Source organism: Myxosarcina sp. GI1(2024) (genome assembly GCF_053543375.1).
In genome coordinates this window covers 148,339-161,529 of sequence record NZ_JBKGTY010000005.1, presented here as the reverse complement: position 1 = coordinate 161,529, position 13,191 = coordinate 148,339, and the positions used below count along the sequence as shown (strand labels likewise).

At 41.6% G+C, this 13,191-nt stretch carries 16 protein-coding genes and 1 pseudogene; 7 read left to right on the top strand and 10 right to left on the bottom strand.

Translation table 11 applies throughout. The features are described from left to right. The first annotated feature begins 11 nt into the window (after window positions 1-11). Genes psbF through ACLFKQ_RS19650 form a run of 3 tightly spaced genes read left to right on the top strand, consistent with a single transcriptional unit; the run spans window position 12 to window position 457 of the window. Window positions 12-146: a cytochrome b559 subunit beta gene (gene psbF, locus ACLFKQ_RS19660; protein WP_036477048.1), complete on the top strand. Its 135-nt coding sequence runs from the start codon at window positions 12-14 to the stop codon at window positions 144-146. A gap of 12 nt (window positions 147-158) precedes the next feature. Next, on the top strand, window positions 159-278 hold the full coding sequence (locus ACLFKQ_RS19655) for a photosystem II reaction center protein L (protein WP_449001447.1): 120 nt from the start codon (window positions 159-161) through the stop codon (window positions 276-278). Window positions 279-337: 59 nt separating this feature from the next. Next, the gene (locus ACLFKQ_RS19650; protein ID WP_449001446.1) at window positions 338-457 is read left to right on the top strand and encodes a photosystem II reaction center protein J; all 120 of its coding nucleotides are present in this window, start codon (window positions 338-340) and stop codon (window positions 455-457) included. A gap of 109 nt (window positions 458-566) precedes the next feature. Here ACLFKQ_RS19650 and ACLFKQ_RS19645 read toward each other — a convergent pair whose 3' ends face one another. After that, entirely contained in the window at window positions 567-1,043 is a 477-nt protein-coding gene (locus ACLFKQ_RS19645) for a CRR6 family NdhI maturation factor (protein ID WP_449001445.1), read from the bottom strand. Between the two features lie 129 nt (window positions 1,044-1,172). On the opposite strand from ACLFKQ_RS19645, the gene ACLFKQ_RS19640 reads away from it, so the two are divergent. Next, window positions 1,173-1,631 (top strand): Fur family transcriptional regulator, encoded by a 459-nt coding sequence (locus ACLFKQ_RS19640; protein WP_449001444.1) that lies wholly within the window; start codon window positions 1,173-1,175, stop codon window positions 1,629-1,631. Window positions 1,632-1,866: 235 nt separating this feature from the next. On the opposite strand, the gene ACLFKQ_RS19635 is transcribed toward ACLFKQ_RS19640, so the two are convergent. Further along, on the bottom strand, window positions 1,867-3,063 hold the full coding sequence (locus tag ACLFKQ_RS19635; RefSeq protein WP_449001443.1) for an HhoA/HhoB/HtrA family serine endopeptidase: 1,197 nt from the start codon (window positions 3,061-3,063) through the stop codon (window positions 1,867-1,869). 404 nt (window positions 3,064-3,467) lie between these two features. Here ACLFKQ_RS19635 and ACLFKQ_RS19630 point away from each other — a divergent pair, with 404 nt between their 5' ends. Further along, window positions 3,468-4,889, top strand: coding sequence for a hypothetical protein (locus ACLFKQ_RS19630; RefSeq protein ID WP_449001442.1), 1,422 nt, complete (start codon window positions 3,468-3,470; stop codon window positions 4,887-4,889). Here ACLFKQ_RS19630 and ACLFKQ_RS19625 read toward each other — a convergent pair. Continuing rightward, a pseudogene (locus tag ACLFKQ_RS19625) lies at window positions 4,856-6,126 on the bottom strand (IS701 family transposase). The gene ACLFKQ_RS19630 and the pseudogene ACLFKQ_RS19625 overlap by 34 nt on opposite strands. A gap of 78 nt (window positions 6,127-6,204) precedes the next feature. Between ACLFKQ_RS19625 and ACLFKQ_RS19620 the strand changes: the two are divergent. Together ACLFKQ_RS19620 and ACLFKQ_RS19615 are read left to right on the top strand one after the other, a co-directional pair. After that, the gene (locus ACLFKQ_RS19620; RefSeq protein ID WP_449001441.1) at window positions 6,205-6,576 is read left to right on the top strand and encodes a hypothetical protein; all 372 of its coding nucleotides are present in this window, start codon (window positions 6,205-6,207) and stop codon (window positions 6,574-6,576) included. Window positions 6,577-6,692: 116 nt separating this feature from the next. Continuing rightward, on the top strand, window positions 6,693-8,174 hold the full coding sequence (locus ACLFKQ_RS19615) for a translocation/assembly module TamB domain-containing protein (protein WP_449001440.1): 1,482 nt from the start codon (window positions 6,693-6,695) through the stop codon (window positions 8,172-8,174). A gap of 95 nt (window positions 8,175-8,269) precedes the next feature. Here the strand turns inward: ACLFKQ_RS19615 and ACLFKQ_RS19610 are convergent, their stop codons facing one another. From ACLFKQ_RS19610 to ACLFKQ_RS19580, 7 genes are all read right to left on the bottom strand, one after another. Beyond that, the gene (locus ACLFKQ_RS19610) at window positions 8,270-9,244 is read right to left on the bottom strand and encodes a DMT family transporter (RefSeq protein WP_449001439.1); all 975 of its coding nucleotides are present in this window, start codon (window positions 9,242-9,244) and stop codon (window positions 8,270-8,272) included. A gap of 130 nt (window positions 9,245-9,374) precedes the next feature. Beyond that, complete coding sequence (locus ACLFKQ_RS19605; protein ID WP_449001438.1) at window positions 9,375-10,037, bottom strand: Na(+)/H(+) antiporter subunit B; 663 nt, start codon at window positions 10,035-10,037, stop codon at window positions 9,375-9,377. Then, window positions 10,037-10,651, bottom strand: a complete 615-nt coding sequence (locus ACLFKQ_RS19600) for a DUF4040 domain-containing protein (RefSeq protein ID WP_449001437.1) — start codon at window positions 10,649-10,651, stop codon at window positions 10,037-10,039. Before ACLFKQ_RS19600 ends, ACLFKQ_RS19605 begins: the two co-directional genes overlap by 1 nt. Beyond that, window positions 10,641-10,922: a monovalent cation/H(+) antiporter subunit G gene (locus ACLFKQ_RS19595; protein ID WP_449001436.1), complete on the bottom strand. Its 282-nt coding sequence runs from the start codon at window positions 10,920-10,922 to the stop codon at window positions 10,641-10,643. Before ACLFKQ_RS19595 ends, ACLFKQ_RS19600 begins: the two co-directional genes overlap by 11 nt. Further along, on the bottom strand, window positions 10,919-11,170 hold the full coding sequence (locus ACLFKQ_RS19590) for a hypothetical protein (RefSeq protein WP_449001435.1): 252 nt from the start codon (window positions 11,168-11,170) through the stop codon (window positions 10,919-10,921). Before ACLFKQ_RS19590 ends, ACLFKQ_RS19595 begins: the two co-directional genes overlap by 4 nt. Window positions 11,171-11,203: 33 nt before the next feature. Then, a complete protein-coding gene (locus ACLFKQ_RS19585) occupies window positions 11,204-11,641 on the bottom strand; it encodes a Na+/H+ antiporter subunit E (RefSeq protein WP_449001434.1) in 438 nt (145 codons plus the stop codon). Then, window positions 11,614-13,071, bottom strand: coding sequence for a cation:proton antiporter (locus ACLFKQ_RS19580; RefSeq protein WP_449001433.1), 1,458 nt, complete (start codon window positions 13,069-13,071; stop codon window positions 11,614-11,616). Before ACLFKQ_RS19580 ends, ACLFKQ_RS19585 begins: the two co-directional genes overlap by 28 nt. Window positions 13,072-13,191 lie beyond the last annotated feature (120 nt).

Sequence of the window (13,191 nt, the reverse complement as noted above, 5' to 3'; positions counted from 1 at the left end):
GGCAAAACACGATGACAAGTAATAATCCCAATCAGCCGGTTTCTTATCCCATTTTTACGATTAGATGGCTGGCAGTTCATACATTAGCAGTTCCTACTGTGTTCTTTTTAGGCGCGATCGCTGCTATGCAGTTTATTCAAAGATAGGAGACTTTAAACATGGACAGAAATCCCAATCCCAACAAGCAGCCAGTAGAACTAAATCGCACTTCTCTCTATCTAGGCTTACTTTTGATTGCAGTTCTCGGGATCTTATTTTCCAGTTATTTCTTTAACTAATTACGTTTAATGGTTTAATTAATAACGGCAAGTAGGTGATAAAAACGGAGATAAAAACAATGTTTGCAAACGGAAAAATTCCTTTGTGGATTGTAGCGACAGTCGCAGGTTTAGGTGTAATTACCGTCGTCGGTATATTTTTCTATGGTTCTTACGCTGGTGTCGGTTCTGCAATGTAGAACGGTATAACGCTAAAATTACGCCTTAACAAAATTAAATCTGAAAAAAACCGCTCATTTATTTGGCTAGAGCGGTTTTTCATTACGAAAACTGCTGTAAATAGCCTGCTTAGCGAATCATCTCAAAAAAAGCATCGTCAATTTCATAACCAAAAGTTTGCGCCAAAGATTTTAGGCGAAATTGAGGAGAAATTCCCTGCTTGAGCAACCAATCTGAGAGGATGAAAATCTTACTCATCACAAAAATTTCTAGAGCTTCTGGATTGTAAATAATTCCTTCGCTACGACTAAATTGATGGGGAACTAGCATTGCTCCATAAAGAGCTAGTTCTCCTGCTTTCCAATCGAGCAGAAAAGGCAGCCAAGGATAAACTGCATCTAAACGCACGTACCAGAGTCTAATCGCAGGAATTTCTGAGAGTTCCCGAGGATCGGTTGCTTCTCGCTGATAGTCGATTTCTAGCCGCAATTGTTGTTCGTAACTCGCAATGCGATTGTTTTCCAGTAGCGGTGCGATCGCTCTATGAGCGGGGGACAAATCTAAGCTGTCGATCTTTTGATTGTCTAGAGCAATTTTTAAAGTCATTAAGCTGATTGAATCGGTAAACTTTATCCGAATAAACTAGCCCTGCTGGATGAGATTGGACATTTACCTCTATTTTAAGTTAAAGTGGTAATGATTATGTATTAAGTCGAATTAAACAGAGCCTCACCTATGAATACCAATATTCCAGAGGCAAGTCTACAACCAATTAATTCTTTAGATGACGCGATCGCTCGCTGCCAGGCACTAGGAATGCGAGTTAGTAGTCAGCGTCGCTATATTTTAGAATTACTCTGGGAAAGAGAAGAACACCTTTCAGCCAGAGAAATTTACGATTTGCTCAATCAGCAGGGAAAGGAAATCGGACACACGTCAGTTTATCAAAATTTAGAAGCATTATCGAAAAACGGCATTATTGAATGCGTGCAGCATTCTGACGGTAGACTATATGGCAATATTAGCGATTCTCACAGCCATATCAATTGCCTAGATACCAATCAGATTATCGATATTCGCATTGCCTTACCAGAAGAAATCATCGAACGAATCGAAAGACAAACAGGGGTTAAAATTACCGACTACCGTATTGATTTTTACGGTTATAAGAACGGTGTGGCTGGAGATAAGTAGAACGAAAAGATTATATTTATCGGCTTAAACCTGAAGATAATCGGATAATGCGATCGTTCTTAGTCAATAAATACGAAATTACTATTCTTTTGCTCTATCGAAATCGACCTATATTGCAATACCTATTATAATTACCTCTTGGGAAGTGACCTCGAGCAAAGTTAAAAGAAAAAGCGGCAAGTGTCTCGATAGCACTTTACCGCTTCTATGTGGTGAGGAAAACTAAAAATGTCGCTTATCTCTGAGTCTGAGGTGCGGGTAAAACTCCGACTTCGACATTAAGATTTACTTGCTCCCCATCTCGTTGTAGTCGAATTGGTAATTCATTACCGACTTCAGTTTTTTCTACTGCCTGTTGCACTTCATCTGGCTCAGATACCGATTCACCATCAATTTCTTGAATTACATCGCCAGCAACAATGCCAGCTTTATCGGCAGGAGAACCAGGAACTACATCGACGATTAAAATTCCTTCTTCTTCTGTTACTTTCAACTCTTGGTTACTTTTAAGTTGCTCGGTTAATTCTGGAGTAATTGCTGCCATTTGAATACCGAGGAAGGGATGTTCTACTTTGCCGTTAGCAATCAGTTCTTCAGCAACATCTCTAGCGGTATCGATGGGAATAGCAAAGCCCAATCCTTGAGCATTTTGAATAATTGCCGTATTGATGCCGATTACTTCGCCGTTGGCATTGAGTAAAGGACCTCCAGAATTACCAGGGTTGATGGCGGCATCGGTTTGAATAAAGCTAACTCGTTTATCAGCTACCCCTACTTGAGCACTACTTCTACCAGTAGCACTAACGATGCCTGTAGTAACGGTATTGTCTAGACCTAGAGGGTTGCCAATAGCGATGGCATATTCTCCAGGCTGTATTTGTTCGGGATTGGCAAAAGCAACTGCGGGTAATTCATCTGCTTCAATTTTAATTACTGCTACATCAGTAAAAGGATCGGTTCCCATTACTTCACCCTCAAAGGTGCGTCCGTCTTTTAAAGTTACTTCTACTTTATCGCTACCTTCTACGACATGAGCGTTAGTAAGAATTAAACCATCGGAACTTACTATAAAACCCGATCCCATGCCTCTTTGAATTCGTTCGTTGGGAATATTGGGCATCTGAGAACCGAAGAATCGACGAAAAAAGGGGTCGTTAAACATATCTGGCACGTTAGTAACGACTGTTCGTGTCGCATCGATACGCACTACTGAATCACCCACTTGATTGACGACATTGCTGACGTAGTTTTGGGGAATAGCGATCGCTGTTTGGTTATTTTTTGGTTCGGAAACTAAAGAATCGCTTTTTGAATTCTGGGCAACACTTTGAGGACTATTAAGTAGATAGTTACCACCAACAGCGATGCCACCACCGAGTAAAACTAAAGATAGGGAAGTAGTTGCTTTCTTTAAAAATGTAGATTTTTTCATCGACTAAAAATTACCTCGTTTTTAATGCTTCGTGTAGCAATAAATATGATTTTGTTTGAATAGCTTTAGTTTTAAGAAAGTCAGTTTAAAGCTGGTGTGGGGAACTCGATTTTTTCTAACTTTAAACTGACATTTTCAATTTAGATAAACGGTATGACTTTGAAATGACAATCTTATGAATCTTTAATGGTATTTGAGTTGAGGTTCGGTATGTGTGACGTTTACCGTATCTACACTACAACATTTTTCAATTTTCAAACAGCACTGAATTTACATCTAATAGTAGAGGTTAGATGATTTTTTATTTAATTAGTATGAACTTCTGTGCGAAATAGTCTATTCCGCATTTTTTTAATAGTTGTTAAAAGATTTTGACATTTTACCAAAAACCTGTAAAAAAGTGAATGTCAGTAGAGCAAAAGAATTCCAATACATTTTGGCTGGAGCGATTAAAAAAACCATCAACTATTGCTGTTGGTAGTGTAGCGATCGCTTTTGGGGTGTTGGGCTATATCGGAACGAGGTGGCTGGTAACCGAGAAACTTCCACCTTTTTTGGAACGGCAGTTGAGTCAAACCTTGGCATGTCCCGTCGATCTCGGAGAAGTCATAAGTTTTTCTTTCAACAGCATTACCTTCGCTCGCTCTACTGTTTCCGTCGATGACGACGATCCAGATTACGTCATTGTAGATCGAGTAAAGGTTGGGTTCAATCTCTTGCCAGTTATTTTCCGCCGCGTTTTGCCCCTAGAAGTTACTTTAATCGATCCCGATATTTATTTAGAACAGGATGAAAATGGTTCCTGGTTAGATTTACCTGCTGGTTCGGAACAAGGGGGAGGACTGCCGATCGATTTTGACATTACTGTAATTGCTGAATCTGGAGACGTGGCACTACTGCCTAACGAACGCGATGCACCGGTTAACTTAGAGATCGATGGTAGCCTTAATTACGATCGGGCTCAACCGCAGTATATTGAATACGATTTAGATACTAAAATCGGGGAAGCTATAGCCAACGTTACAGGTGAAACGGATTTCGAGACGGGTAAGACAAAAGCACAAATTTTGGTGGAAGATTTAGCTCTACCAAAAGTATTATCTTTATTGCCAAACGAGCCACCAGTCCAACTGCAACGAGGGGAACTAAACGCCGATCTAGAGGTAAACTTTCCTTCTTTTGAAGAGATCGACGATACTCGCATTGAAGGAACGCTTAGTTTGCAACGGGTGCAAGCCACAGCCGAACAATTACCAAAACCTCTAACGGCGCGATCGCGATTGCGTTTTAATGAAAAAAAAGTAAATATTAATAATACTCAAGCTAGCATTGGCGATATTGTCGCTCGTGTAGACGGGCGAATTAACTGGGAAAAAGGCTATGACGTAAACATAAACCTGCCTTCTTTTGCTCTAGAGGAGCTATTGGCGATCGCTCCAGTTCAGTCTCCAGTAGACGTTTCGGGAAAAATTAGAGCCAATTTGCAATTAACCGGAGCGATCGCCAAACCCCTACTTCAAGGAACTATTAGCAATACCCAACCCATTACCATTGCCGAAACTAAATTAGATGAGGTAGAAGCCGAACTAGCAGCGAGTTTAGAACGAGTCGTTTTAGAAAATCTCAGTCTTATTCCCGCAGTCGGCGGAGAAGTTACGGGACGAGGTTTAATCGGAACCGATCTAAGTAATACCACTCCCGAATCGACAGCTATACCGTTGTCGTTTGAGTTCCAAGCAGAATTAACAGCCGAAGAACTACTCCAGCCCTATTATCGGTACTTAAACAAAAATCAAGCCCAAACAAAGCCCAAACTAGCTTTATAAGCTACGAATACGTCGCGATTTTGGTTCAACCATTGGACAAAACGATAAGATATACCTGTACGAAAAGCTTCTAATGCTTCAGGAAATGTCTCCAAAGGTTTGTTCGCCCAACGTCTTCTTAAACCTCCAGTAAGCTTATGCCAAAGGATAAAAGTATAGGCACAAAAAACTAGAATAAAATGTCTTTCCAAACTCTTCTTATCTCTAACTTGATACTCTTTTAATCCTAACCATCCCTTGGCTTCTCGATAGAAAACTTCTATCCAGTTTCTCTGAGCATAAGTTTGAACTATCCATTGCTCGGTTACTATTTCTCCCTCAACATTTGTGAGTAAGTAGTCAATATCTTCAGCATCTTCAAAGATTGGTGCACTCATGACGATAGCTATTTTTCTGATTCCTTCTAGCCTTGATATTTCTGCTTCTATTATTGCTACCCAGACGGTTCTAGGTTTTTCACCCTGGATTTGAATCTCCTTAAATTCCTCATCAGATAACCATTGAGCATATTCATCTACTCTGATTTTTTCTAATTGATTTGATGGAGTTTTAACCAAAATATTACGATTTTTAGCGATTCCTCCTATATACTTTAATTTCTTTTTTTCCAGTTCGAGTAAAACAGTTGTGTTGTTACCATAGGACGAATCTATTAATACTAGTCCTGGTCGATATCCCCTCTTCAAACTTTTATCGATTAATTCTAAGGCTAAGGTGGGTTTTTTCTTGAATTCTCTGTCTTTCTTTCCTTCGGGCAACGAATTACCATGTTGATATAGTTCTATGTCTAAAGGTAAGCTTTTTTGGCCATCATATAGATGAGTTGTTACTACAACATTGCCATTATCTGTTTTCCCAATTTCCCCAATATATTGACGACCTACTGCTGCGGTAAAGTTACCACTTTTTCTATGCCCAGAGTCATCAACAATTAGACTAAATCCCTTACTGATTCTCGTTTGATTACACTTGTTCATCACTTCTAAGCGACGTTCATTTATCTTGTTCGCTGACCAAGTTGCTTCAGTTAAGAAATGGTGTAATTTGTGGTATGTGACCTCTACTGCGTCTTTAGCCATTTGAGATACATTTTTTCGCTCACTTTCCCCTAATAATCCTCCTAAATAATGTCTGAATTCCCTTTTTTGCGCTTTAGTTCTCAGTAAATCATCAAACTTTTGACACCATCTCATCTATCGAAACAGGGAGGCATGGCTGCGGGAGTAGTTTCTTTCATAAAGTAAGTGCGATCGGGCTTTAGAATAATGTTAAAGTTAATCAGCAAAGGTATTCTATCTTATTTTGTCTGTTTAAATTGTTTAAGTACCGTTATGCTACCGACGTGCCGTTTAATGTCGGTACGGTTACTGCCGTAGCTAAGGTAGACGGTACTATAGCAGAACCAGAGGTATTGGTTAATTGGCAAGCACCTTCGGTGACTACAACTGCCGAAACCGATATCTCGGGAACGGGAGAAATTTTATTTGACGATTCGATTTTAACGATTCGCGATACCAAACTAAATATCAATTCGGGGGAAATAAATCTCAGGGGTACTGGTAATTTAGCCACTAGTAATTGGCAAGCCGTTCTAGATGCTAGTAATGTTCCCTTGAACCCCTTTTTACAACCATTTGCCACAGAACAACTACAGCTAGAAGAAGCGATCGCCGGCTACCAAACATAACTGGGGAATACATCTACGATAATGCTCGCTTAGAACTAGACACTACCGAAACCCCCTCCGCTCAAATCCAAGCTAGCATTCCCTTTCCCATCGAGCCGGAAAACGACCGAGTAAGTTTGATAGCCGATCTAGACGAAGGTGGAATTGCTCTGATTGATGGTTTTACTGGAGGTGCGCTCGAATTCGAGGGTGGTGAGGCAGAAATCGCACTCGATGCCAACGGACGTATAGATTTAAGCCAAGATTTTCCCCTTCAAGACCTCGATGTAGTTGGAGAAATTATTCTCAATAATACTATTCTGGAAACTACTGTTTTCGCCGAACCTTTAAATGTTACTGCCGAAATTGTCATCGACGAAAGTTTGTTACAAGTAGAACAACTGGTGGGAACTTTTGCCGATAGCGAAATCTCGGCGGCAGGAATTTTACCCCTCTTTGAGTCGAGAGAAGGTATCGGCGAGCCTCTAACTCTAGTTTTCCGAGAAAGCGAGATCGATTTAGACCAACTCTATGAAGGTGGTATCGAAGGCGAAGTTATGATTACGGGTAATGCTGTTAGTCCGACAATTGGTGGCGCGATCGAATTATTTGACGGACAGGGATTCGTACCCGAAGGAGAAGAACAAGCAGAAACAGAAATAGCCTTGGATGAGACAAACGAAGACATCGATACTGAAACTGCCTTTACTCCCAGACTCCAGGATTTTGCCATAGTTTTAGAAGACTTTAGGTTTCAACAAGAACCCCTATACCAATTTGCAGTTAGTGGGGATTTGATTTTAAACGGTGCGGCTGACAACGTCACAGAAATTCAAGCTGACGGAACGCTGGAAGTAGAACGAGCCGACGTAGATTTTGTCAGCAGTGAATTTAACTTGCAACAGGCATACAATAATGTCATTATTTTCGATCCTCAAGAATCCATTCTCAATCCTTTTATAGATATCAGGCTAGAAACTGAGGTATCCGAACTTGCCGATATTGATCGCGGAGTAATAGATGATAATGAAATTCCCGATCCGATTTCTCAGGTAGGCAGAAACGAAACCATTAACATTACTCTAAACGTACAGGGAGAGGCAGAGCGTATCGTTCCTCGAATTGATGAAGACCCCGACAATCTTTGCCTTATCGAACCCCCCTTAGAACCTTTATTTGCCGAAGAAATCTATACTCAAGAGGAACTAACCCAGCTAGCAGAATGTATCAATGCTAATGCTTTTGCAGAAGGCTCGGTTAGAGAAATCTTAAATTCTCCCGCAGTAAGTCTAGACAGCAATCCGCCTCGCAGTCAGGGAGCAATTCTTTCCTTGTTGGGTAAACAGTTTATCGGTTTAGCCGAGGAACTACAAGAAAGTAACGAACAACAGCTATTTGAATTTGGCGTAACTCAATTTGTAATTACACCCCTAGAACGAGAAATTTTTAATTTTGCCGACCAAACAATTATCGATATTGGAGAAGAAATAAACTTAGATTACTTGCGAGTTTACCCAGCAATCGAAGGAACTTATCGGCTGAGTGACGAATCTTCAGTGAGTGCTACCTACGATTACTTTTTCAATGAATTTAAGGTTAGATATCAAATGCAATTTTGACCAACGGTCAGAGGAGGGCGTGTCACCTGAGGTTTCCGCAGTAATTTCTGACTTCGTTATTTGACATTCCCTACCAAACTGTTGGCGTATTGCCTTTACAAAATCGATCGCTCGACGGACAATTCAGAGTTACTATTCTTTGCCGATACCGATAGATAAATACCGAATAAAACTACTAAAAATGCCAACCAATTATAGAGACTTAACTGTTCGGCAAAAATTAGCAACGCCAAAACTGCCGCAATTACAGGAATCGCTAACATCGATACTGCTACGAATCCTGAAGAAAACTTAGCCAAACTATAGGTAAGCAATCCCTGTCCTATCGCCTGAGAAATCGTACCCAAACCAATAACTGCTAACCAACCAGTGAGTGAAACTGGTAATAATTGACCATTACTTAAAAAAACTAGTGGCAGAACGAATAGACCTCCTACTAGACTCGTCCACTGCATAATTATCGGAGTAGAAAATTGTATTCTAAGTTGCTCCAAACTTAAAATACTGACAGCCGAAAACACTGCCGCCACTAAAGCCGCACCATCTCCAGTTAAATTACTCTCTGCCAACTGCAAGTCTTCAATGCCAATTGCGATTGCACCACCAATTGCTACTGCCATTCCCAATAAAAAGCGTAGAGAAAATCGTTGACCAAATACCAGCCAACCACCCAAAGTAGTAAAAATCGGCATCATGTTATTTAACAAAGTAGAATTGGCGATACTAGTTTGAGTCAAAGACCATGCCCAAAGTGACAGAGAAATAGCAAAACTGATTCCGGCTACGGACATTAAAATAGTAGCTCGTTTGGTGTATGGTTGAAACTCAGAGTCTGGCTCTCGGTGGAGATTGAAAGAAGCTTTGAGACTATTCCAAGCACCAAAAGCAACTGCGGCTATTAATAGGCGATCGCCAGTAATCGCGTAGGGTGTAAGTTCTCGTTCGGCGATCGCGATTAAGATTGAAGCCAAGGCAATTCCCAATAGTGCCAAACCTAAAGCGATTGCTGCCGTCCAATTTCTAGCCGATGCCGTTTCCCTAGCGAGCGTCCCTAGCCGAAATTGGTACATGATATAAATAAATGACTTCAAACTTACATCTACTGTGTCTAGTAAAAAGTCAAATCCAAAAAATAAATGCGATCGACGCTACATTTTGCCAAAAAGACCGCTCTAATCGCAATAAATCGGGATGGGACTTTTAAAGCAATCCGCGATAACGAATAAACAAGACGATAACCGCCCACGAACCCAGTGCTACTTTAATCGCCACCAGAATATTGAGTAAAGGAATCATGCCACCACTAAAGAGCGCACCTAATTGTCCCTGTGGTAATTCCCATCCAGCGAGAGTAATCGCTGCCAAGACGATAAAGATTAGTACGGAAACTTTTTCCCAGGTAGCAGCCTGCCATTTTTGATAAATTGCTTCCATCCACTGCGACGACGAAGTAATTGCAATTAAGCCAATTGCCGTTCCACCAGCCACCCCAGCCGCAAAACCACCACCAGGACTTAGGTGTCCTCTAATTGCTAGTTCGATACTGACGATCGCCGCAATAGTTGCCCCCAAACGCGCCAGTACGATTGAAGGGCGATCGCTAAATTGATAGATTATTTCTGTAGGTTGTTCGTCGGCAAGCAGAAAACCCACGCCTAAAATAGCAATTGTAAATACTACCACTTCGAAGATCGTGTCATAGAGCCGATTGCGAAAAATAATCCCTGAAACTGCATTCGGTACGCCACTATCTTTTACGATCGATTCTACTATCGAAACGTCCTCCCAGTCGGCTGCTGGATTGGGCATAACCAGCATTTTGACGAACAACGCTATTCCCGCCGCAATATAGACCCATTTCATTAATGTTTTTCCTCCACAGTTGGTACAGTTACATAGGTCAGACTGGTGTCTGGTAGGTGAGCTTCGGTTTGCACGATCTCAAAGAGACGGCGCACTCTAATGGCGGTTTGATAGAGCTGGCGATCTGTCAAAAGGCATTGGCTATGTCCTCCGGACGAACTATGAGAAGGGCGATCGCTATCTGGTGCTAATTGTTTTGTTTTGCTACAGATAGCATGAACTTCTCTAGCCATCAATGCTCGTTCTAAAGCTGTCAGATTGGGGTATTCGATTAATTCAAGACGCAGATGATGTTTATTTACGACTTTTCTGAGATTAGCGATTAATTCTTGAAAATAACTTTCTTTTTCTGCCTCTACTTCCTTAATTATTCCCAGACGCATGACCATAGAGGAACGAACTGCAACCACATACAGAGTAATTGCTAACATCGTTCCTACCAAAGCTTCAGTTAAAGCTACATCTGCCGCCCCCAAAACCGCATATACTAATGCTGCTACTGCTCCTAAAATGGCTCGGACTACTAGAGCATGATAGGGATTGACCTGAAATACCAGCATTAAAGCCGCTAAAGGAAGCAAGGCGATGATGATATAAACATACTTATCGATCATTTTTTCCTCCGCTGCTAGAACAATAGGCTATAACATACCCCAGCACTGTATTCCAGATTGCTAAGGTAATAATTGCTAGAAGCAACAGCGACCATTCTCTAGGTATCTCGAGCAGTAAACCGATAATAATACTCATTGAGCCAAGGGTATCGGCAACCGAAAGACTATGGAGTTTAAATAAAACCGACCGGTTTCCAATTAGGGGCAAGGTTCCCCAAAACCAGAAGATAATTCCGATAACTATACAGCTATAACTTAAAATGTCGATCATACTTCATTCAACCGTTTAATTAAATGTGCCAGTAGCATTAATCCCGCATTGCCCACACTTAAAATGATGACTGCAACTACCCCAATTGACCAATCATCGCGAAACACTGAAATCGCCAGCATCATAATTGAGGTTTTAGTGGCAATACTGGCAAAGGCGAGCATTTTTTGCCAAATATCATCATCCTGACAAGCTTCATAAATCGGTATGAGTAAAGCCAAAATCATGGCAATTAAAATTGAGTCCATCTTTATTTACTTGAGAATGTTAGTAGTTAGTCGTTAATTGTCTCCCCAAGCGTTCCTACGCTTCTTTCCTCTGCTCCCTCCGCTTTTTCTCCGTATCACCCGATGTACTTCGTACCAGCCTCGTTCGTGGTATTTCAAGACAATGGTTTTGGGGGTAAAGGTAATCAAAAATATATCCAGAAATATAAGTCCTGGTGTTCGTTGGGGTTTGACTCTTTCGCAGACGATCGCTTCTTGATTATGAGGACGAAGCATAATTTGGATCGCTTCTATATATGCCTGGGGAATGGCGACCACGATTTCCCATAACACCCGCAGCCAATCTTTTAAGGCTCCTGGGGAGGTATAGCTGCGGGGCAATAGGAATGCGATCGCCACACCGATGATGATATTTGCCAGACTGAGATCGGCGGTGAGTAAAAACCAAATTGCCAGTCTGAGAATTATATTGAAATATGCGGTCGCGTCCATACTATCCAGAAAAGTAAAATTAACATTACAGCCATAATTCCGATTAGATGATCGAACTGTTCGCTCGCCCTTGGTAACTTAATTACCGATCTCTTAAAAATAACCAGATATGCCAGCCAGCCGAGAGCAATAGTAAAGAGCGGTTTAATGATATTGGTTATGGTGTAAGCTTGGTAATAAAACACATTTGCTCCAACCAATCCGCCGAGTAAGATTGCCATCGCCCACCAAAAACCGGGTTGTAACTTTTGAAGAGTCTGGGGAGCTCTTTGGTGGGGGAGAAAGATGAATTTCGCAAAGGAAATGGCTGTTCCCAGGGCGGCAATATTCATCCCAATTACCTGCCAGGGTAGTAAATTTTTACTAGTCAATACCTTTGCCCCAAACCCAGACAGCAGCGGAAAGCCAGAGATCGAAAAACTGGCGATAACTAAAGCAATCCAGATGCGGCTATCTAGGGGCTGATGGTGTAATTCCTTAAAGTTACGACTTGGTAAAATACCAGCAATTAAAAACAGGGCAGATTTGACTAATCCGTGAGTTAGGGCGTAAAAGCCTCCTACCTCTGGCGCGGCGAGGACAAAACCTAACTGAGAAATGGTACTAAATGCTAAAGTCCGCTTGGTATCTTTTTCAAACACGGCATAGCCCACTCCTAAAAGTGCCGTACCGACACCAAAAAACCTCACGATCGGGTTGAGTTCCTCTAATAGCAGGGCACAACGCACTAGGGGAAATACCCCCGCTTTGACAACAACTCCAGAAAGCATTGCCGACACTGGGGATTGTGATTCAGAATGGGTTAAAGGCAACCACAAGCCCGAGACAAAAATACCTCCCTTAACTAAAAGTCCCAAAAAAATCAGGGCAACTGCTTCTGGAGGTGAACCCCGCAAACCAGCAAAATTAAAAGAATGGTGTGCCTGATATACTAGTACTGCCCCCACCAGATAAAATAACATCGCCGTATTGCTGACAAACAGGTAGCGCAATCCCACCCAAATCGAGCGATCGCTGCGAGGATAGGCAATCAGTAGAAACGCGGCAATACTAATTACTTCTAAGGCGACATACAAACTGATAAAATCCGCACAGATAAAAGTAGCATTGACACTGCCGTGCAGAATAATCGTCTGCATATAAAAGAAAGCCGTTTTGCTACTGTTCCAACAATAGATAATTACTGCGGCCGTTACTACGGCATTGGTTAAGATGAAAAAGCTACTCAACTGGTCGATAGCCAAACTAACGCCGAAATTATCTAGTAGCTGTATAGTTAAAGGCGATGGCTCTAAAAATATCTGCAAGGCATAGCCAGCCGAAACCAAAGCCATTGCTACTGCCAGCCAGCGACTGACTCTCGGTAGCAGATAGATAATAAACCCGATAAAAAACGGTATAGCAATCCAGGCAATGGTAATCTCGGTCATGGTGTTGTATTACTTATTTCTCTTTGCTCGCGTAGCGTCTAAGAATTAGAATCGCCCTAGTTTCCAGAGTGGGATTATCTGTTGTCAATTCGATCGCACCCACTAGGGTTATTGACTGGC